This is a genomic window from Flavobacterium piscinae, from assembly GCF_004122145.1.
Lineage (GTDB): Bacteria > Bacteroidota > Bacteroidia > Flavobacteriales > Flavobacteriaceae > Flavobacterium > Flavobacterium piscinae.
Map to the genome: position 1 here is coordinate 98,078 of NZ_SBKQ01000009.1, position 20,594 is coordinate 118,671.

21 protein-coding genes are annotated in these 20,594 nt (G+C 34.2%); 9 read left to right on the forward strand and 12 right to left on the reverse strand.

Annotated features, from left to right (window positions below):
- Nucleotides 1-16: 16 nt before the first annotated feature.
- The 7 genes from EQG68_RS09785 to groL all read left to right on the forward strand — a co-directional run bounded on the left by EQG68_RS09785 (nt 17) and on the right by groL (nt 5,875).
- Nucleotides 17-388: a GxxExxY protein gene (locus EQG68_RS09785; protein WP_129464707.1), complete on the forward strand. Its 372-nt coding sequence runs from the start codon at nt 17-19 to the stop codon at nt 386-388.
- 42 nt (nt 389-430) lie between these two features.
- A complete protein-coding gene (locus EQG68_RS09790; protein WP_129464708.1) occupies nt 431-1,693 on the forward strand; it encodes a sigma-54 interaction domain-containing protein in 1,263 nt (420 codons plus the stop codon).
- A 4-nt stretch (nt 1,694-1,697) separates the two neighbouring features.
- Nucleotides 1,698-2,204, forward strand: coding sequence for an LptE family protein (locus EQG68_RS09795; protein ID WP_129464709.1), 507 nt, complete (start codon nt 1,698-1,700; stop codon nt 2,202-2,204).
- A gap of 43 nt (nt 2,205-2,247) precedes the next feature.
- Entirely contained in the window at nt 2,248-3,426 is a 1,179-nt protein-coding gene (locus EQG68_RS09800; RefSeq protein WP_246011711.1) for a tetratricopeptide repeat protein, read from the forward strand.
- 1 nt (nt 3,427) lies between these two features.
- Nucleotides 3,428-3,778 (forward strand): preprotein translocase subunit SecG, encoded by a 351-nt coding sequence (gene secG / locus EQG68_RS09805; RefSeq protein ID WP_129464710.1) that lies wholly within the window; start codon nt 3,428-3,430, stop codon nt 3,776-3,778.
- A gap of 149 nt (nt 3,779-3,927) precedes the next feature.
- Complete coding sequence (locus EQG68_RS09810) at nt 3,928-4,203, forward strand: co-chaperone GroES (RefSeq protein WP_129464711.1); 276 nt, start codon at nt 3,928-3,930, stop codon at nt 4,201-4,203.
- A gap of 40 nt (nt 4,204-4,243) precedes the next feature.
- A complete protein-coding gene (gene groL, locus EQG68_RS09815; protein ID WP_129464712.1) occupies nt 4,244-5,875 on the forward strand; it encodes a chaperonin GroEL in 1,632 nt (543 codons plus the stop codon).
- Nucleotides 5,876-5,979: 104 nt separating this feature from the next.
- On the opposite strand, the gene EQG68_RS09820 is transcribed toward groL, so the two are convergent.
- From EQG68_RS09820 to xrtF, 12 genes are all read right to left on the reverse strand, one after another.
- A complete protein-coding gene (locus EQG68_RS09820; RefSeq protein ID WP_129464713.1) occupies nt 5,980-6,738 on the reverse strand; it encodes a DUF2490 domain-containing protein in 759 nt (252 codons plus the stop codon).
- Between the two features lies 1 nt (nt 6,739).
- Nucleotides 6,740-8,344 carry a SulP family inorganic anion transporter gene (locus EQG68_RS09825; protein WP_129464714.1) on the reverse strand — a complete coding sequence of 535 codons (1,605 nt, stop codon included), beginning with the start codon at nt 8,342-8,344 and terminating at the stop codon, nt 6,740-6,742.
- 14 nt (nt 8,345-8,358) lie between these two features.
- Nucleotides 8,359-10,227 (reverse strand): proton-conducting transporter transmembrane domain-containing protein, encoded by a 1,869-nt coding sequence (locus EQG68_RS09830; protein WP_129464715.1) that lies wholly within the window; start codon nt 10,225-10,227, stop codon nt 8,359-8,361.
- A gap of 2 nt (nt 10,228-10,229) precedes the next feature.
- Complete coding sequence (locus EQG68_RS09835) at nt 10,230-12,725, reverse strand: YbcC family protein (protein WP_129464716.1); 2,496 nt, start codon at nt 12,723-12,725, stop codon at nt 10,230-10,232.
- 69 nt (nt 12,726-12,794) lie between these two features.
- Nucleotides 12,795-13,181, reverse strand: a complete 387-nt coding sequence (locus EQG68_RS09840; RefSeq protein ID WP_129464717.1) for a hypothetical protein — start codon at nt 13,179-13,181, stop codon at nt 12,795-12,797.
- 94 nt (nt 13,182-13,275) lie between these two features.
- Nucleotides 13,276-13,620: a heavy-metal-associated domain-containing protein gene (locus EQG68_RS09845; RefSeq protein WP_129464718.1), complete on the reverse strand. Its 345-nt coding sequence runs from the start codon at nt 13,618-13,620 to the stop codon at nt 13,276-13,278.
- Nucleotides 13,621-13,665: 45 nt separating this feature from the next.
- Entirely contained in the window at nt 13,666-15,900 is a 2,235-nt protein-coding gene (locus EQG68_RS09850; protein WP_129464719.1) for a TonB-dependent receptor, read from the reverse strand.
- Nucleotides 15,901-15,962: 62 nt separating this feature from the next.
- A complete protein-coding gene (locus EQG68_RS09855) occupies nt 15,963-16,379 on the reverse strand; it encodes an HYC_CC_PP family protein (RefSeq protein ID WP_129464720.1) in 417 nt (138 codons plus the stop codon).
- A gap of 53 nt (nt 16,380-16,432) precedes the next feature.
- Nucleotides 16,433-17,788, reverse strand: coding sequence for an MBL fold metallo-hydrolase RNA specificity domain-containing protein (locus tag EQG68_RS09860; protein ID WP_129464721.1), 1,356 nt, complete (start codon nt 17,786-17,788; stop codon nt 16,433-16,435).
- Between the two features lie 4 nt (nt 17,789-17,792).
- Nucleotides 17,793-18,626: a restriction endonuclease gene (locus EQG68_RS09865; RefSeq protein WP_129464722.1), complete on the reverse strand. Its 834-nt coding sequence runs from the start codon at nt 18,624-18,626 to the stop codon at nt 17,793-17,795.
- A 38-nt stretch (nt 18,627-18,664) separates the two neighbouring features.
- On the reverse strand, nt 18,665-19,108 hold the full coding sequence (locus tag EQG68_RS09870) for an exosortase F system-associated membrane protein (protein WP_129464723.1): 444 nt from the start codon (nt 19,106-19,108) through the stop codon (nt 18,665-18,667).
- Nucleotides 19,086-19,640, reverse strand: a complete 555-nt coding sequence (gene xrtF, locus EQG68_RS09875) for an exosortase family protein XrtF (RefSeq protein ID WP_129464724.1) — start codon at nt 19,638-19,640, stop codon at nt 19,086-19,088. The genes EQG68_RS09870 and xrtF overlap by 23 nt, the downstream gene beginning before the upstream one ends.
- A gap of 71 nt (nt 19,641-19,711) precedes the next feature.
- Between xrtF and EQG68_RS09880 the strand changes: the two genes are divergently transcribed.
- Nucleotides 19,712-20,167: a GAF domain-containing protein gene (locus tag EQG68_RS09880; protein WP_129464725.1), complete on the forward strand. Its 456-nt coding sequence runs from the start codon at nt 19,712-19,714 to the stop codon at nt 20,165-20,167.
- Nucleotides 20,168-20,259: 92 nt separating this feature from the next.
- Complete coding sequence (rpsO, locus tag EQG68_RS09885) at nt 20,260-20,529, forward strand: 30S ribosomal protein S15 (protein ID WP_129464726.1); 270 nt, start codon at nt 20,260-20,262, stop codon at nt 20,527-20,529.
- Nucleotides 20,530-20,594 lie beyond the last annotated feature (65 nt).

Consider the following 20,594-nt stretch of genomic DNA (forward strand, 5'->3'; position numbering starts at 1 on the left):
TACACAGATTATAAAAATGCAACTTTACAGAGAAGAAGAAACATATAAAATTATTGGAATCTGTATGGAAGTCCACAAAAATCTTGGCCCAGGATTACTGGAAATTATTTACAAAAATGCCATTGAAATTGAATTAACAGAAAATAACATCCCTTTTGAACGAGAAAAAGAATTTTTAATAAATTACAAAGGTAAAATTTTACCTCATAAATTTTATGCCGATTTTATTGTAAACGAAGATATTATATTAGAAGTAAAAGCAGTAAAAGAATTTTCAAATGAACACAAGGCACAAATATTAAATTACATGAAACTAGCAAATTCGGAAATAGGTTTGTTAGTAAATTTTCAAACAAAATCTTTACAACACAAAAGATTTGTACTTTAAAAATCAGTGAAAATCCTTTAATCTGTGGCAAAAAATTAAAACATGGAATCCGTTCAAAACATAAAACAACGATTTGAAATCATCGGAAATGATCCGAAACTCAATCGTGCAATAGAAAAAGCCATTCAGGTGGCTCCTACTGATATTTCGGTTTTAGTTACCGGTGAAAGTGGCGTGGGAAAAGAAAGTATTCCAAAAATTATTCACTCACTTTCACATAGAAAGCATGGAAAATATATTGCAGTAAACTGTGGAGCCATTCCGGAGGGAACCATTGACAGCGAATTATTTGGTCACGAAAAAGGTTCGTTTACCGGAGCAACCGGAGCTCGTGATGGTTATTTTGAAGTAGCCGATGGCGGAACCATATTTTTGGATGAAGTGGGTGAATTACCGTTAACTACCCAAGTTCGTTTACTTCGTGTGTTGGAAAATGGTGAATTTATAAAAGTAGGTTCGTCGCAGGTGCAAAAAACCAATGTTCGTATTGTGGCGGCTACCAACGTGAATATGTTTGACGCCATTGAAAAAGGAAAATTCCGTGAAGACTTATATTATCGTTTAAGCACAGTCGATATTAACTTACCCCCTTTACGCGAACGAAAAGATGACATTCATTTATTGTTCAGAAAATTCGCATCCGATTTTAGTCAGAAATACAAAATGCCGCCCATCAGATTAGATGATAATGCGGTTGATTTATTGTTAAAATATCGCTGGAGCGGAAATATTCGTCAGTTGCGTAATATTGCAGAACAAATTTCAGTTTTAGAAACCAATAGAACTATTTCTTACCAAACATTATATGCTTATTTACCGCAAGAAGGCTCTAATCTTCCGGCGGTTATCAAAGATAAAAAGTCGGAAAGCGATTTTAGTAATGAAAGAGAAATTTTATACAAAGTGCTTTTTGATATGAAAAGTGATTTGAATGATTTGAAAAAACTTACTTTAGAATTAATGCAAAATGGCAGTGCCAAAGTACAAGAGGCAAATAAAAATTTAATTCAAAAAATTTACGGTCAGAAAGAAGATACAGAAATTACTTTTGAAGAACCCCGAATGAGTGTAATTCCTCCTCAAAATAATGCACAACAAGAGGAATTTGAAGACGAAGATGACGATCAAAACTATCTATTTGCCGAAGCGGTGGAAGAAGAAGAAACCTTACGCTTGGATGCCAAAGAAATTGAACTCATTAAAAAAGCTTTAGATCGCAACAAAGGAAAACGCAAAGCTGCGGCAGATGAATTAGGTATTTCGGAACGCACTTTATATCGAAAAATTAAACAATTTGATTTGTAGAATTATGAAAAAAAAATTAAAGTACTTTCTGTTCCTAACAACAATAATAACTGTAAACAGTTGTAAATACTATAACTTTACCGGAACAGGAAAGATTGATGCAGAAACCTTTCAAGTCAATTATTTTCAAAATAATGCAGAATTAATTGAACCCGGTCTTGAACGTGATTTCACTATTGCACTTCAGGAATTAATTGTCAATCAAACCAATTTGAATTTAACCACAAGCGGTGCCGACTTAATTTATGAAGGAGAAATAACCGGATTCCGAATTTCACCCATGACTGCAACTGCCGACCAAAGAACGGCTCAAAACAGGGTAACCATGACCGTTAATGTGCGTTTTACAAATACTAAAAAAGAAGATGATGATTTTGAAAAATCTTTTTCATTTTTCTATGATTATCCGGCCGAACAGCAATTGATTGGTCCCACGTTAGCTGCCGCAAAATTGGAGCTTTTTGAAAGAATCACGCAGGATATTTTTAATGCCTCTTTAGCAAAATGGTAGATTAAAAAATTTAGTAAGGTTACCTTGTTAAATTTTTATAAATTTGTCAGACAACCAACAACACCTAATTGAATTGAACTTATCCGAATATACATTCTTACTCAATAACCCCAACGCGGTAAATGAAAAGCAAGCCAAGGCTTTGGAAACTGTTGTGGAAAGTTTTCCTTATTTTCAAAGTGCTCGGGCATTGTACCTCAAAGGATTGTATAATCAAGACAGCTATAAATACAATTTTGCATTAAAGCAAACGGCTGCTCACACAGCAGACAGAAGTGTTCTATTTGATTTCATTACATCGGATGAATTTACAATCATTGAAAAAGACATTTATGAGAAAAAGTTAGCTTTACTCATGGATATTGACGTTGTTGATAGTGAGATTCATCATGTAGAAGAACTAGTCTCAGAAAAAACAGATGAAATTGATACTCCTGAAATAACTTCAATCTCGGTTAAACCAACGGTTGAATTTGAATCAGCTGAGATTGATTTTGTAAAATTGGAGAACAATTCAATTCTTGAAGAAGTTAAGGAAGAAATTACCGTCTCAGAAATTACTCCAACACTAATTGAGGTAGAACCTATTATTGAAGAAGAAAAAATTGAACCCAATCCCATAAATTTGGCAGAAAATGAAGTTGAAGAAACAATCATCTCTACTGAAAATTCTGAAGACCTTATTGAAGAAGCTACAACTAAAGAAGTAACATCCATTGATGAAAACAGTTTTGAATCTTTAAGTGAAGAAGTAATTCCCGAGATAAAAGAAAAACTGGATATTGGAAAACCAATTACGTTTTCTCAAAATGAAAAACACTCCTTTCAAGAGTGGTTACAATTGGCAAGTTTTAAACCTATTGAACGAATTGAAGTGAAAAAAGAAACACTTTCAATTCAAAATTCAGTTCAAAAAGAGGAAAAAAAACATGAAAACAGCAGTAGTAAACTAAAAAAATTAGAAATAATTGATAAGTTTATCGAAGCGAATCCAAAAATAACACCGGCCAAGGAATTAGTAGATTTGCCTTCAAAACCAATAGAGACAAGCGATACCACACATTTAATGACTGAAACCTTAGCTCGGGTTTACTTAGAACAGAAAAAATATAGTAAAGCAATTCAAGCATATGAAATATTAATTTTGAAATATCCGGAAAAAAGTATTTTCTTTGCAGACCGAATTAAAGACATTAAAATTTTACAACAAAATAATCAATAGCATGGGATTTTCAGTTTTTTTAGTACTTATAACAATTGTTTGTTTTTTACTTATTGTAGTAATCATGGTTCAAAATCCTAAAGGAGGTGGTTTATCCTCTACTTTTGGAAACTCACAACAAATTGGTGGAGTTCAAAAAACCACTGACTTTTTAGATAAAAGTACTTGGACATTGGGTATTATTTTGATTGCTTTGATTATGTTTTCAAGCTTAGCTTTCAATGACAATAATGAAAGTATTAAAATTGATAAAAGTAATGTTCCGGCCAAAACAGAAATTTCTGCTCCAGCTGAAACGACAGCTCCAACAGCTAGTCCAACTCCTGCCGAAACTACTCCGGCAGCAGAATAATTTATATTATAATCCATTGATATAATCCCGAACTTTTTCGGGATTTTTTTTTGAAAACAATCATGCTGAAAAAATGTCAGTTTTTACCAATTGGCATAATTTCTGACTAATCAAAACCGTCAAACTTAATTTAATAAAACAAAATAATTATGTCAGTAAACATTAAACCCCTTTCAGACCGCGTTTTAGTAGAACCGGCAGCTGCTGAAACTACAACAGCTTCAGGAATTATTATTCCGGACACTGCAAAAGAAAAACCACAGAGAGGTACTGTTGTTGCCGTTGGAAACGGAAAAAAAGACCACACCATGACCGTTAAAGTAGGTGACACGGTTTTATATGGAAAATATGCCGGAACCGAATTAAAATTAGACGGCAAAGATTACCTCATCATGAGAGAAGACGATATTTTAGCTATCGTATAATGATTAACTGAAAATTAAAATTATTTAAACTTTAAACAAAATGGCAAAAGATATTAAATTCGACATCGAAGCACGCGATGGTTTAAAACGTGGCGTTGACGCATTAGCAAACGCAGTAAAAGTAACTTTAGGTCCAAAAGGACGCAATGTAACGATCAGCAAATCATTTGGTGGACCAACCGTAACCAAAGATGGTGTAACGGTTGCCAAAGAAGTTGAATTAAAAGATCCATTAGAAAACATGGGGGCTCAAATGGTCAAAGAAGTGGCTTCAAAAACCAATGATTTAGCCGGAGACGGAACCACTACCGCAACTGTTTTAGCACAAGCTATCGTGAAAGAAGGTTTGAAAAACGTTGCTGCCGGAGCTAATCCGATGGATTTAAAAAGAGGTATAGACAAATCTGTTGAAGCAATTGTTACCGATTTAGGCAAGCAAGCCAAAGAAGTAGGCAGTTCTACTGAAAAAATCAAACAAGTAGCTTCGATTTCTGCCAATAATGACGAAGTTATTGGTGAGTTAATTGCCACCGCTTTTGGAAAAGTAGGCAAAGAAGGTGTAATTACGGTTGAAGAAGCAAAAGGTACCGATACGTATGTGGATGTAGTAGAAGGAATGCAATTTGACAGAGGTTATTTATCACCTTACTTTGTAACCAATCCTGAAAAAATGAATGTGGAATTAGAAAATCCATTCATTTTATTATACGATAAAAAAGTTTCTTCTTTAAAAGAGTTATTACCAGTTTTGGAACCCGTAGCTCAATCCGGAAAACCCTTATTGATTATTGCTGAAGATGTAGATGGAGAAGCTCTTTCTACTTTAGTTGTAAACAAATTACGTGGAGCCTTAAAAATTGCAGCTGTCAAAGCTCCAGGTTTTGGGGATAGAAGAAAAGCGATGTTGGAAGATATTGCCATCTTAACCGGAGGAACTGTAATTGCTGAAGAAAGTGGTTATACGTTAGAAAATGCAACTTTAGAAATGTTAGGAACAGCTGAAAAAGTTTCCATTGATAAAGACAATACAACCATTGTAAACGGAGCCGGAAATGGCGACATGATTAAAAATCGTATCAACCAAATTAAAGCTCAAATGGAAACCACAACTTCGGATTATGACCGTGAGAAATTGCAAGAACGTTTGGCTAAGTTAGCCGGAGGTGTTGCCGTTCTTTATGTAGGTGCTGCTTCTGAAGTGGAAATGAAAGAGAAAAAAGACCGTGTTGATGATGCTTTACATGCAACCAGAGCCGCTGTTGAAGAAGGTATTGTTGCCGGTGGCGGTGTAGCTTTATTAAGAGCAAAAACTGTTTTAGCTAACTTAAAAGCAGACAATGCTGATGAAGCAACCGGAATTCAAATTGTTTCTCGTGCAGTAGAAGCACCTTTAAGAACCATCGTTGAAAATGCTGGATTAGAAGGTTCTGTCGTGGTTGCAAAAGTAGCCGAAGGTAAAGGTGATTTTGGTTATAATGCGAAAACCGACGAATATGTGGATATGCTAAAAGCAGGAATCATCGACCCGAAAAAAGTAACGCGTGTAGCATTAGAAAATGCTGCTTCAGTTGCCGGAATGATTCTGACTACCGAGTGTGCTTTAGTAGAAATTAAAGAAGAAAACGCCGGTGGTGGAATGCCAATGGGTGGCGGAATGCCGGGGATGATGTAATTTAGAATTAAGATTTTAGTATTAAGTATTAAGACTAAAAACAAATAATAAATCCGTCTTGAAGTAATTCTTGACGGATTTTTGTTTTAAAAAGGTTAAAGAAATTATTTTCGCCAATCAAAATTGGTAATATAACTTAATCGAACAGTCGGATTATCTTCTTGGAGTGTGTTCGAAAAATTCCAAATGTGCTGCTGAATATAGCACAGCTGTAATTGATGATTTTTATTCAAATTATAGCCTATTCCACCAATGATTCGGTTTTGATTTAGAAATGTTTTACCCGCATTAGAACCAATATTCATAAATACTTCATCCCCTAAAATACTGAATAACTTTGTTGTATCCTCTTTTTTTAGTAAAGGAAAATTCACTAAAACCATATACCTTAATCGATTTCTGTATTCATAGTCAGTGATTTCGAATGCACCGTTTGTTTGTTGAGTTGCAATACCCACAAATCGAAATTCATCTCGCAATCGATGCGTGAATTTTAACTTCCCCTTTTGGTGCATATAGGTTCCTTGCACCCAAAAATGGTCTTCGGGAGTATTTATTCTATTCAACGACGGATTTCCATATACATAAGTGGTATAATGTGTGTAACCAATACTACCTATAAAACTTTTGGTAAGTTGATAGTCGATTGAAGGGCGAACAAAATATTGTTGTTTTTCAGAAAATCCGTTGGCGTAACGCATGGTAGCTTCCAATGTAAATGACAGTTTTTCAGTCAACTTATTTTTCCCAACATAATGCAACCAGATATTTTCATTATTTGTTTTAATTTGAGCATAACTTGTTGATATAAATAAACCAAAAACAAACAAAATTCTTTTGCAATAAAAACTATTATTTTTCATACTATGCTGTGATTTTGTTTTTTCTGGAAGACAATGGATGATTGGAAAGTGGTTGGTGATTTTCTAATCCTTTAATAATAACTGAACCCCCATTGGCTTCATAATCATGTTTGAAATGTTCCAAATTTTCCATCACAGAATGATCCACTAGTTTTGTCTTTTTAAGGTCAATGGTCACATTAAATCCGTATGGAATAGCTTCTAATTTGCTTTTCACTCCTAAAAAATTGGTAAAAATCGCTGCTTTATTTATTTCTACTAGATAATTATTGCCTTCAAAAGAAACTAAAGTAGGAGCTTTAAACAACGATGAAACAGGAGTTCCATTGACTAAATGAATAATAATTTTCAAAACCATACCGGCAGCAATTCCTATCAATAAATCTTCAAACAAAGTAAAGAAAATGGTCACTAAGAAAATAGCCAATTGCTCTTTCCCAATTTTAAACGTATGAATAAATTCTTTCGGATGAGCCAATTTTATACCAACCGTAATCAACATTGCAGCTAATGCTGCGTTTGGAATCATTTCTAGTATCGGTGTGGCTAACAACACAAAAAGTAAAATAAAAAAACCATGAAAAAAGTTGGCCCATCGGGTTTTAGCCCCATTATTTACATTGGATGAAGAACGTGCTACCTCTGAAATCATAGGTAAACCACCTAAAAAAGCAGCAATTGTATTTCCAATTCCAACAGCTATCAAATCTTTATTCATATTTGATTTTCGTTTAAATGGATCCAATAAATCTATCGCTTTAACTGTTAGCAAAGATTCTAATGTTCCAACCAAAGCAAACATAATCACATATTTTACAAACAGTCCGGTTTGTGAAATCCCGTCAAAACTGGCATTAATGTTTAAACTATCAACCAAACTACCAATTTTTACCAAAGCATAAGGTGGTTCGGTATGAGCAAAATCCATAAATAACTCACAGGGAATAGCAAACAAAAGCACCACCAAAGGAGCCGGAATCATTTTGATGGTTTTGTTTTTGAGATAAGGCCAACCCATCATAATAGCCAAACTTACTACTCCAATAATAGAAGCTTTTGCATCCAGATTCAAAATAAATTTTGGAATATTCATCAATAATTCAATTGGCCCCAAACCTTTGGCTAATGCCGGATTATCATTCAATAAAACCGGAATTTGTTTGGCGATGATAATAATTCCTATGGCTGCTAACATTCCATGAATGGCTGAAAGTGGAAAGAAATCGGCTAGTTTACCCAATTTCAATATTCCAAATAAAATCTGAATAATTCCGGCCACCACCATGGCACCCAAAGCTAATTTCCAACCCAATTGGTTGTCACCTTGACCAAATTCGGCTACAGCACCGGCGACAATTACAATTAAACCTGCGGCAGGGCCTTTGATGGTCAAACGAGAACCCATAAAAAAAGACACAATAATCCCACCAATAATAGCCGTAATTAAACCCATTATGGGTGGAAAATCAGAAGCTTTTGCAATACCCAAACTTAATGGTAATGCTAATAAAAACACAATAAAACCGGATATTGCATCCGTTTTAAAATTCTCTTTTAAGCCTGCTAATCCATCAGCAGGAACATATTTATTTATAGTTGATTTCATATTTATTTTAAAAATTAAGAGGAACGATAAGGTAATTCATGATACGTTTTCACGTGTGGCCCTAAAAATAATCGAGCATAGATTCGGATGCCGGCTATACCGGATACTACAAAACTCGATGCCGCAAAAAAGGCCAAAAAAAGTTGTTGGCTATCGATATGACTAAAAATCAAATCTTCGCCTATAAAGGTTGATGTAATGGGAAATCCGGTGATGCCAAGTGTGGCTACTAAAAAGAAAAAAGCAAATTTTGGATGTTCATACACATGACCCAAATACTGATTTATAAGGATTCTCTTTTCCAGCTTACTCAACTGAATAAGAGCTATATACCCAATAATTCCCGCAATTACTACACCTGCCAAATAATAAATAATTTCGCTCACACTCACTTTATCATTAAACACAATCGCTAATGCAATCCAAAAGTGATTCATCACGATTAAAATCCATGCTAAAAAAGGACTTCTTCGTTCAGAAAACGATTTAAAAACAAAGACCAATCCAATAAACGCGAATATTTCCGGGAGCACGTTGGCTATTTGACCAGGCAATTCCACTCTAAATTTATAAGTTAAAAATCCAATCAAATAGAGTGGTATAAAGAAAAAATAAATTCGCTTGATGTTTAAAAAATCCAACGATTTACCTATAATTTTCAAAGGCCTCCACAATACAAAATTCAAAAATCCTTCTAAATTGAATTCTTTTAAAGCTAAGATATACAAGGTGTATTCTATCTTTTTGGGATACGAATCTTCAATGGCTTTTTCTTTAGGTTTAAAATGATAAAACTGATCACGAATCAAATAACTAACTACAGAGGGAGAAACTAATAATTGATACGTACGTAAAAAAGCATTTCCGGCAAAGTGAAGTAAGGCTAATGTTTCAAAACCTAAAGCTATTTCAATAAAAATTATTCCGATTTGTCCAATAGAACTATACGCCACTTGACTTTTTACAGAAGACTGAACTCTAGCCATTAAAGATGCCATTAAACTGGTAGTCAATCCCATTAAACCAATGGCAATTCGAATTGCGGTTTGATGTTCCCAAAACGGAAACGTTCGCAACATCAGAAAAACCCCCAAATGAACGGATAAAGACCCGTAAAAGATTGCACTGGAAGGCGTAGGTCCTTCCATTGCTCTGGGTAACCATGACGAGAATGGAATTTGAGCTGATTTTGCAGCAGCAGCACATGCCAAGCATAACGCTATAAATATTCCGATAATTGAATGATTTTGTAAATGCTCATTCACCAATTCGTAATTATTTAATTTCATAAAAGTGATATTTTCATGAAACAAATGATGACTGGCCCACATGGCTAGTAACAAACCTACATCGCCAATTCGATAAATCGAGAACACTTTAAACGCATTTTTTACGGGAAGATAACGTTCTCTGTAAAAAGCAATTAATAAAAAGGAAGAAATCCCGATGATTTCCCAACCTATAAATAACGTTTCAAAGTTTCCGGATAGAATAGCCAAATTATAGCCGAAAAAGAAAAATAAAACGGTATTAAAAAATCGTTTATATCCTTTTTCACGATGTAAATAATAGCGACTATAGGTGGTAATCATTGACGTTAGTAATGCTCCGATAAACAAATAAACAGCGGAAACTCTATCAAAATAGAAATCAATAAAAAACTCATAGTGAGCGGTTTTCAAAACGGAAAGTTCCACCAAATTTAAATCGGGAGCTCCCTCAAACAACCACCAAATACTAAAGGCAGAAATTCCGATTAGCTGTAAAAAAACAGTACCAAAGGCTATCCTAGAAATGGTTTTTTCTTTGGCTTCGGGTAAAAACAAACTGATGATAAAACCCAAAAACGGAAACAAAATAAAAAATTGCAAAAACTCATTCATGGTTATAAAACATTAGTTAGGATACTCACCGGAAGATTTTCTTTAGTCGATTCTGCCAGTTTCAATTCGTCAGCAATGAAATGGGGTTCTTGAATGGGTTCATACCACTCAAATTTTTCATTTTTAAACACATAGGATTTTTTGGTTTCGGGATGCACCGCTACCAGTTTTACCCAATCGTTTTGAAACCATTCATATGTAGCCGGGTTTTTGGTGATGGCATACAACACTTTATCAGGGAAATGTTCAGCAATTACTAATAACCGAAGCGGGTCATGCACTTCTATCATCTGACTGGGCAAACCGGGACGTAAATCGCCATCAATTCCGTTGGCAACGCCAATTAATCCCATGACATTGTGTGGTAATTTAGAGCCGGCACCTAGCTTTTGATTATCAACTCTGGAAAAATAATATTCTAAATTGATTCCGCCGCCAACCGGAGCAACGGCACCTAATATCACGGCTAAATAATCGCCTGAAGGATCTACTTGATAATCATAAGAGTTAAGAAACGACCTTCTATCAAGAAACAATTGTTTAGATAAATTTCTTCTTCCAACGATACACATGGCATTCGTAGCATGATTTAGCTCCGGACGAGGTTCAAAAAGTGAAACTGAGCGTAACTTAACTTTTTCATGTACTTTTTCAAGTGATGCATTCGTGTCAATCGTATCAAAACGTCTGGAACGCTCTTTGGCGTTGTTTTGTAACGCTTTAGCAAACGTGATTTTATTTTGCTCATGTAGTGTTTTGTTGGTTTCAGTTAACAAATCTTCATCATAAAAAGCAATTTCATCACGCGTTGTATCATGCAAAGCCGGTAAAAACTGAGTAGCAACCGGAATTTCAATTCCACGTTCTATCAACAATTCCCTTACTTTGGGATGGTTGGCAGCAAAACTCGCCACTTTAGCATTTACTGAACTGGGTCTTCCCGAACATGCTCCACAATCGTAACCCGCATAATGCGTGTTGTTTACACTGGTTGCTCCGTGCCCCACTACATAAACCAAAGAGGAAAAATTAGATACCAAACCGATACTTTTCAATAGTCCTTCTACTCTATTGGTCATTTCTTCTATGGTAAAACCAACTTGTAAATCGCCTTCTTTTTGAGAAGCATCCGTATTTTCTATCACTAACTTCGATTTTTTATGCAAATGTTTAAAAGAAGCAGTTGTGGCGGGCGACAAAGAAGGTTTGAATATATTCAAAAATAATTTCCAAGCTGAAGAAAACCCTAGGGTTTGACTGATAATCCATCCTAAAAATAGTGAATGTGATTGCTTATGATAATGCAAGTCTTTTGCATTTTTCTTCTTTCTATGTTCTTCTTTTATTAAAAATTTTGGTGTGACTGGAGCTGGACATAATTTGGTATAAAACTTTCCGTTTACCGGTTGGTAGAAAAACTCAAAATTAAAAAAAGCGGCTGTTCCATAAGTTGAAGCTTTATCGTCTAAATGTTCAATGTGTCTTCTGAACGAACATTCTCTATCATCCATACAAAACAGGCCTTGAAAACTTGGAACATCTGCTTCAACATGCTCTTCTACATTTTTGAGGTTAGCCAAAACAGTATCATAAAAACTCCATTCTAATGCTTGTTGCCATAAAGATAAAACTTCAAATAATTCATTATCCTTTACAGGTTCAAACAATAAATAAGATTGATTTTCTACTTTAAAACCTAATGGTGCCCAAATGTCATGGAACTTGGTGTCGAGTGTATCAATCTCTAATAAAAGTTCTAATTGAATGAGTTCTTCTAACGTAATTTTTTTGGTATCCAGTAAAGAATTAGGGTTACTCTCTAAAGTTGCCACCATCCCACTCCAACCTGGATGACCAAATTGTTGGTCAAATAAATAGGTTTCAAAAAGTGCTTCTTTTCCAACCACAATTTCTAAAAGTTGGCTAATAGAAGCTTTTTCTTGCAATAGCTTTTTGGCTCGTGGTGAGGATAAAATACCTTTAAACGTATTCTTTTCCAATTCTCGGATAGAAGACAAAAAACCTTTGTCATGCACCGGAAAATTCCAAATAGCAATACCTTGATCGAGGTAACTGCATAAAATGCGGAACAATAAGCTATGCGTCGATTTTTCCAAATTGATGGCATAGTACTTTTTCCAATTGGAACGCAAACTACCAATTCTGGGTGAAACCGATTCGTCATAGGAATGATGCAACATTTTGTCTTTCCAGTAAGCCATTTTTTCATCTCCTTTTTGTTGGGAAATAATTCGGTCTAAAACAGCTTCTTTTATTTCACCTTTGGCAAATCGAATTCTAAAATCGGACAAAGGCAAATAGGTTTTGTAACCAAAAATAGTAGTGGCTTTGTGCAACGCTTTATGAAAAGGTAACTTTTGAAAAGCATGCAAGGTATTGTGATGCACAAAATCTTTCAACGGATTTTGAGCCGGTAAATAATGAGCTAGTTTATGAAGAACGGCATGTTCATCAAAACCAATTGAATGTGTTTTCATTGAAAATGAAATAGATTAATACACAGTGAAAGTGGTAAGGAGACTCCTTACAATAAAATAAAATGTGTATTAAGACAAGTGGAACTTCCACTTACAATACAAATCGTAAAGCGGAAGATTAATTGCCTTGGCAAATTTTAATTTGGGAGAAATAGTAACATTAGCAACATAAGATGTGCTAGTAGTTACTGTTTCAAAAGAAATAAAATCATGATATAAATCATCCGATTCAGAATCGTTATTTTCAAATTGATTGAACGCATTGAAAACAATCAGGTGATCTTGCTTTTGAGCAACTTGAGTATTTTTATGAGCTTGGATTGATTTCTTTACCGGAAGAGCAGAAAAATCGGTAACCACATAACTTCTAACTGTACCGGAATACAAAAAGACAAAAAGCAACATAAAGGAAAAAAATCCTTTGTGTTTCGTAAATAAGTCCTTAATTGTTTTCAAATGCGTGAAATTATGCGTCAAATGTAAATTAAAATATGTTAACAAAAATTGAAACCAAAAAAAAATTCCGATAACGTTATCGGAATTTTTTTTTTTATTGTTTTCGTTCAAACTGACAACAATGATGAAGACGTTCATAATCTTCGTCTTTTGCTTTCACTTTGTTAGTATCATGACCCACTTTTGCTACTGCTTCATGAACTTGTTCTAACGAACATTTTGATTCATCAATAATTAAATGTAAATCTTGATGATCGGCATGCCAAACAGCAGACTTAACTCCTTTTACCGATAAAGCCGCTTTTTCGATACGTTTTTTACACATCTCACAATTGCCATTAACTTCTATATCGCGTTTTGCATTTTTGTTTTTCTTTTCTTGAGCCTGAATTGAAATTCCCACTAAGGAAACCATTAGAATTAAAATTAATTTTTTCATTGTATAATTGATTTTTGATATTGATATTGATTTTTGATATTGTTACTATTCAATTTTAAAACGCAATCCTGTATAAAACATTGCCCCAAAAACCGGAGCATAGACCATGGAACTATCAAAATACGCACCAAATGGATCATTACTCCCTAAAATTGGGTTTTTTTGTTGATAATTCCCAAGGTTTTCTGCACCAAGATAGATTTCAAATGTTTTGGAAAAAGTTTTGGTTATTTGAGCATTCATTACCGAAAATGGATTAGCAAATTCTTGCAAACGATATTCTTCAGGATTTGATTGTGTTCTTGCCAAACGTTGTTTTCCTATCCAATTATAAGTGAAATCAAATTTCCATTGCTGTCCTTTTTCTTTGACATGGGTTTCATAGGCAATGTTGGTAAAAAATCGATGTTTTGCTTGTAAAGGTCTTTCTACTTGACCGATAGTATAGGTTGTTTGAACATCGTAAAATTTATAAGCTGTTCGTATTTTGAAATGATGTGAAAGTTCATAATTCAAATCCACTTGCAAGCTATTGGCAAATGATTTTCCATCCAAATTATAAAAAAGTGCTTGTTGCGGACTGTTATCGACATCAACCACCACTTGATTTTGAAAATCGGTTCGGTAAAAATCGACTGAAAATTCGGCTTCCTTGCCAAAAAGTTTAAATCCCTGCAAGAAACTAATTCCGTAATTCCATGCAATTTCTGGATTTAAACCGTAAATTTCTCCTCGTGTATCCAAAATTTGAAATTGGCGTGAAGAAGCAAAAAGTTGTTGGTTTTCGGCAAAAATATTAGCACTTCTTTTTCCTCTTCCGGCAGAAATGCGAAAGGTGGTTTTTTCAAAAGGTTTGTAACGCAAATGTGCTCTTGGTGTTACAAAAACACCTAATCGATTGTGGTAATCAATTCGACCGCCTAAAACATAACTTAAATCATCATCATTACAATAGGTATATTCAAAAAATGCCCCGATTGAATTGTCGATTCTACTAAAGTCCGAAACATTTACTACTTCATCAAATTGATCGTAAGTAAAATTTAAACCCGTTGCAAATTTGTGTAATGTATTGCTTAAAATCGAATTATAAATCAAATTAGAATAAAAACTCTTTTGTGTAATATCATATTGATTTAAGCCAAAATACGAATTTTGTTTATGGTAATTGAATGCATTTTGAAACCCAAAACTTCGCCATGGAACCTCAGTGGAAACACGGCCTATTTTTGATGAAATATCGAGTTTTTCTGTATTGATTTCGGAACCCCAAAAATTCGTTGTCCCTCTGTCTCTTTCCGGGTTAAAATCAACTTGACCGGTTTGTTTTTCATCGTTCATGTAACGCAAATTAATAAAACTCACCCACCCTTTTTCCGCATCAGTATATTGCCAACGGTTGATGGCGTTGATTTGTTTACCGATTGGATTATCCAAAAACCCATCATCGTTCATATCATTTTTAGCCACTCTGGCATTCCCGTGAAGGAACAAACTGGTTGCCCATTTATCGGTAACTTTTTTATTAAAATGGGTATTCAACTCAAAACGCGAATCCGTTGAACCATAAGCGTTCAAAAAAAACGGAATATCGTTGTGCGGTTTTATCATTTCATAATTAATCTGACCTGAAATGCTTTCAAAACCGTTGGTTACAGAACCGGCTCCTTTGGTAATTTGAATACTTTCTACCCATGTTCCGGGCACAAAGGAGAGTCCGTACGCTTGAGAAGCACCACGAATTGCCGGAATATTTTCCTCTGTCATTAAAATATACGGACTGGTTAAACCCAACATTCTAATTTGACGACTTCCTGAAACGGCATCCGAAAAATTGACATCGATAGACGGATTGGTTTCAAAACTCTCCGACAAATTACAACATGCTGCTTTGAGCAACTCTTTACTGGTCATAGTTTGCACATTGGCCGGTGTCAAATAATTTTTTTGAAGAGAGTTTCTAACTTTTGTTAAGGTAACCTCATCCAATGTGGTATCAAACTCAAGGTTTTGAGTGATAAAACGGGGTTTGTCAACAGTTATCATAACGGTTTTAAAACCTACATAACTGATGACTAGAATGTTATTTTCATTAGAAAATGGAATAGAGAAATTACCATTTTCATCGGAAACAGTCCCAATTTGAGTGTTTTGCCAATAAATATTGGCTCCTTGTAATGGTTGATTGTTGTCATATGTGATTTTTCCGGTTACTTTTTCTTGAGCAAAAAGCAAAGATGAAATCATCAAAAACACAAATCCGGTAAGTTGTTTTTTCATTAAAAAATGATTTAAAATTAAACGTAATTTTTCACCCAAGTGAAATTCAGTTTAATCTAAAATCAGGCGTAAAAAACGTATTGAGAGTACAATTGGTAAAGTGGTGGAGCATTGGCATCGCAATAATAATCCAAAACTTGATTATCGATTGACTCCTCGATTTGTATTTTAAAAGTAAATGCTAAAACGGGTAAAACCGAAACATCATCCAAATCAAAATGCAATTGTTTAATCACTACATCATCCAATTCGGCTTGAATCGTTTCGTCTGAACAACAACCGTCGTGGCTGTCTGAAGAAACTGTACAACACGATTTTTCTTCCGGATGAACATTCATCTCACAAGGTTCTTCCGTATTAAAAACAGAAGAAACGGAAGCAATTGTATCTCCACAATAATGCACATTAAAAGCCAATCCGCCGGAAGAAATCAGCAGATAAAAAGCCATTAATAAACTTATGCATTTTTTGAAACTCATGCTACAAAGTTACTTCTTTTTGTAACTAACTTCAAAAAAATCTGTTAATTGAATTAAACCTCAACCATTTGACCTAAAAGAGGTACCATAGCATCGTAACCATATTGTTCAAAAATCTTAGATCGCAAGGTGTCGGCTGCTTCATTTTCGCCGTGTACTAAAAATATTCTCTTTGGTTTTTGAGTGAGTTCATTTAACCAATTGAGCAAATCATTTTGGTCGCCGTGAGCCGAAAGACCTTCAACTAACACTACTTCGGCTTCAACGGGATAATATTTTCCAAAAAATTTGATTTCTTTGGCACCTTCCAATATTTTTCGTCCCCGAGTTCCTTCAGCTTGATAACCGACCAACATCACCGTGTTTTCCAGTTTATCAATGTAGCGTTCTAAGTATGATAAAACTCTTCCGCCGGTAATCATTCCACTAGCGGCAATCACCACTTTAGGTCTTTTGTCATAAATGGCATTGATAGTATCTTCATAATCAGAAATCATGGTAAACATTTTACACATTTCTTCACATTCATGCGGATTCAATTTATGCCATTTCGGATTGTCATTAAAAACATCCAACACTTTAATTCCCATAGGTGTATCAATGATATAAGCCACGTTTGGAATGCGATTTTGCAAACGTAACTGCCAAATCAAATACATTACTGTTTGCACTCGCTCTACTGCAAAACTAGGGATGATTACATTTCCACCGCGTTGAATGGTTTTGTTGATAATCATTTCCAAATCTAAAAAAACGTCATTTTGAGGATGAAGTCGATTTCCATAGGTAGATTCTAAAAAAATGTAATCGCCCAATTTCGGTTTTTGTGGTGGATGCATTAAAACATCATCATCTTGACCTACATCACCTGAAAAAATGAGTGTCTTCTCTTCGGCATGCAACTCAATGGAGCAAGCTCCCAAAATATGGGCAGAAGGAAAAAATGTAAAATAACATTCCTCTGTCAATTTGATAGCTAAATTGGGCTCCACCACTCTAAATAATGGTGTTACACGTTCTGCATCAGCAACAGTATAAAGAGGCTCGGCCGGATTGTGCTTAGAAAAATGCTCTTGATTCGCTTTGGCAGCTTCTTCTTCTTGAATTTTGGCACTATCGGCCAGTATCAATTTTGAAATTTGCTTAGTTGGAGCGGTACAGAATATTTTTCCGTTAAATCCTTGTTTGACTAGTAAAGGCAACCAACCACAATGGTCGAGATGGCCGTGAGTAAGTAAAACAACATCTATCGTTGAAGGTTCAATTGCCAACGGTTGCCAATTCAAATCCCGTAAAGCTTTGATTCCTTGAAACAATCCACAATCAATTATTATGCGGGTTTGATTGAGCTCTAACAGTGTTTTTGAACCAGTCACTGTTCCTGTTCCTCCTAAAAAGTGAATTTTCATGACTTTAATGAATTACATTACACAATTGATTTGCTTCATTTAGGCAATTTTTAATTCGATTTTTACTCAATCCGATTTTTGAAAGCCATTCTGATTTTTTAATCAAATCTTTAACGGTGATAAGTTCTTGCATTAATAATTTATCCTTTTCAAGTTGTGTCAATGTTGTCAAACAAGTCACAGGATAAATTTGAGCAACATCTATTTTGTTTCGTAAGTTGTTCCCTTTCGGATAATCCCAACTTAATAAACTCATATTTGAACAAGTTGCAAATTTTATCGCATCATCCGTAAATCTGTTATTGGTGACAATCCAGCATTGACTTATTTGATAATTGGCATTAAAAACAGTAAACTCTTTCCCTTTTAAATCATTAAATCGAGATAAAATATAAAGCGGAACTTTCACATCGGATTTGGCATCTTGGTTCCCATGAAATTTGCATTCAATCATTGAAACTACATTTTCTTTTTTGAGCAAAACATCCACTTCGTGGGAAACACATTTACCTTCTAAAATCAAATTGGTTATTGTTTGATTTCCATCCAATTCAAATAATTTGGCGATGAACTTTTCAAAATAAAAACCTGCCGGACCTAAAGCTTGAACAGCCGAACGTAAATTATATCTTGCTGCATGTGCATTAGAAAATTTTTTAAGTAATTGAAAAGCGAGTTTGTAAATTTTTTTGGTGGGAATTCCCTCGTATAATTGTCTGTCGATTTCATGCATTACTTGAAATACAGCTTTTTCATCTGCCCCTGATTTTCGTAAAGAGTGTTGAAGTTTTTCTTTATCAAATAAAACTAATTCGCCTGAAAATTTGGTGACTTTCATACGCTAAAATTTATACTATAAAGTTACGAAAAAACGATTTAAGAATGTTTTTTTTGAAAATAAAAAGCAGGAATAAAAAGCACTAAAAACAATGGTTGAATGATAAATCTTCGCATATAGAAAAGTATGAAATTACTGTTTTCATCAAAAAATAATACAATACCGAAAAACATCCCAATCAACATAAAAAACAAAAGTAAATAAAGTACAGATGCAAATTTGGTAATCGACACATCTTTGAACAAAAAGTAGATTACCGCTAGAGACAGAGAAGTATTCAAAACATAACGAAACAAAAGACTAAAAAACAATCCGATTCCATTAAAATCAGGAAATGGCAAATTGAGGTAGTCGTTTTTAAAATACTTTAAAAAAGGGTCATAAAATAAAGTTTCTTCAAAAAAACGAATAAATGCTAAAGTAAGCACGCAAAATCCAATCAGAAGAAAATCAACTATTTTAGGCTTTTTTTTGTACTGCATACATTGAAAATTTATTTACCCAAATGACCCATAATAAAAAGACAACACCATAAATAAATAGAGGAAAAACAACTCCGTGTAATAAATGTTCATGTTCAGGATAATGATATAAAGCAATGGCAATTAATGCAATTCGAATGATATTCAAAACATAAATGAATACACTTCCAACCAAAATGAATAATACCGTTTTTTTCCAATTTCCTTTAAAAGCTATCACAAAAGCAATAAAAAGAATAATTACACTAATTGCGTTGCACCCTTCCACCACTCTGGCTACATTTTTATTTTCAACAAAAAGCATGTTCGAATTTTGTTTAGGATGAGCCTCTAAATACGAGTTATAATTAAAAAGTTCAATCGTTTGTTGCGTTTGAATACTTACTATTTCGGTTATTGAATCTATTTCAAAGGAAGCAGCATCAAATGAATTTAAGTAATACTGATATAGCGAGGTCAAAACAATATAACTCAAAAAAAATTTCAGTAAAAATGAGAGAAAAGGTTTATATTGACTAAGGTACTTTTTCAAAACAGTATTTTTAACAAAAATATGTATTTTTAGGCAGTGTTGATGTTTTACCTTTGTAAAAAATTAATGCTATGAATTTTGATGCCCTAAAACCAAAAGTTGTAGAAATATTAATTCGATTTGATATTTCTCGAGATCAAAAGTTACAACAACTTTGCCAACTTCTACATGATAATGTAGATTACTACAATTGGGTTGGATTTTATTTTGCCAATCACGAAGCCCAAACACTGCATTTAGGACCATATGTGGGGGCAGAAACTGACCATACTGTCATTCCGTTTGGAAAAGGAATTTGTGGACAAGTGGCAGTTTCTAACAAAAATTTTGTTGTGCCTGATGTTGCTGCTCAAGACAACTATATTGCTTGTAGCTTTACTGTCAAGTCTGAAATTGTGGTTCCGCTTTTTGTAAATGGTGTGAATATTGGCCAGATTGATATAGACAGTCATGTTTTGGATCCATTCACTAAAAAAGATGAAAAATTTCTGGAATTTGTAAACGAAGAAGTCGCAAAGTTGTTTTAGAAAAACTTGTCCATTAAAAAAATAAAATTACCTTTGCAACCGAATTAGGAAACACCTACTTCATACATAATAATCATTTAAATAATATTGGAATGTATTTAACTAAAGAAACAAAAGCTGAAATCTTCGCTAAACACGGAGGAAAAGCTGAAAACACAGGTTCTGCAGAAGGACAAATTGCTTTGTTCACTTACAGAATTTCTCACTTAACGGAGCACTTGAAAAAAAATCGTCATGATTATAACACCGAGCGTTCGTTAGTGTTATTGGTAGGTAAAAGAAGAAGTCTTCTTGACTACTTGAAGAAAAAAGATATCAACAGATATCGTGAGATCATCAAAGAATTGAATATTAGAAAATAATCAATAGGAAAGAGGTGCGAAAGTGCCTCTTTTTGTTTTATATATTTTGAAGAAAAAAGTTTGGT

Excerpts from the sequence above, each read along its gene's own strand:
- EQG68_RS09855 (WP_129464720.1), bottom strand. The coding sequence starts at position 16,379 with ATGAGTTTCAAAAAATGCATAAGTTTATTAATGGCTTTTTATCTGCTG.
- EQG68_RS09830 (WP_129464715.1), bottom strand. The coding sequence starts at position 10,227 with ATGAATGAGTTTTTGCAATTTTTTATTTTGTTTCCGTTTTTGGGTTTT.
- EQG68_RS09845 (WP_129464718.1), bottom strand. The coding sequence starts at position 13,620 with ATGAAAAAATTAATTTTAATTCTAATGGTTTCCTTAGTGGGAATTTCA.
- EQG68_RS09785 (WP_129464707.1), top strand. The coding sequence starts at position 17 with ATGCAACTTTACAGAGAAGAAGAAACATATAAAATTATTGGAATCTGT.
- EQG68_RS09870 (WP_129464723.1), bottom strand. The coding sequence starts at position 19,108 with ATGCAGTACAAAAAAAAGCCTAAAATAGTTGATTTTCTTCTGATTGGA.
- EQG68_RS09795 (WP_129464709.1), top strand. The coding sequence starts at position 1,698 with ATGAAAAAAAAATTAAAGTACTTTCTGTTCCTAACAACAATAATAACT.
- EQG68_RS09835 (WP_129464716.1), bottom strand. The coding sequence starts at position 12,725 with ATGAAAACACATTCAATTGGTTTTGATGAACATGCCGTTCTTCATAAA.
- EQG68_RS09810 (WP_129464711.1), top strand. The coding sequence starts at position 3,928 with ATGTCAGTAAACATTAAACCCCTTTCAGACCGCGTTTTAGTAGAACCG.
- groL (WP_129464712.1), top strand. The coding sequence starts at position 4,244 with ATGGCAAAAGATATTAAATTCGACATCGAAGCACGCGATGGTTTAAAA.
- rpsO (WP_129464726.1), top strand. The coding sequence starts at position 20,260 with ATGTATTTAACTAAAGAAACAAAAGCTGAAATCTTCGCTAAACACGGA.
- EQG68_RS09825 (WP_129464714.1), bottom strand. The coding sequence starts at position 8,344 with ATGAAATCAACTATAAATAAATATGTTCCTGCTGATGGATTAGCAGGC.
- secG (WP_129464710.1), top strand. The coding sequence starts at position 3,428 with ATGGGATTTTCAGTTTTTTTAGTACTTATAACAATTGTTTGTTTTTTA.
- EQG68_RS09865 (WP_129464722.1), bottom strand. The coding sequence starts at position 18,626 with ATGAAAGTCACCAAATTTTCAGGCGAATTAGTTTTATTTGATAAAGAA.
- EQG68_RS09850 (WP_129464719.1), bottom strand. The coding sequence starts at position 15,900 with ATGAAAAAACAACTTACCGGATTTGTGTTTTTGATGATTTCATCTTTG.
- EQG68_RS09860 (WP_129464721.1), bottom strand. The coding sequence starts at position 17,788 with ATGAAAATTCACTTTTTAGGAGGAACAGGAACAGTGACTGGTTCAAAA.
- EQG68_RS09790 (WP_129464708.1), top strand. The coding sequence starts at position 431 with ATGGAATCCGTTCAAAACATAAAACAACGATTTGAAATCATCGGAAAT.
- EQG68_RS09880 (WP_129464725.1), top strand. The coding sequence starts at position 19,712 with ATGAATTTTGATGCCCTAAAACCAAAAGTTGTAGAAATATTAATTCGA.
- EQG68_RS09820 (WP_129464713.1), bottom strand. The coding sequence starts at position 6,738 with ATGAAAAATAATAGTTTTTATTGCAAAAGAATTTTGTTTGTTTTTGGT.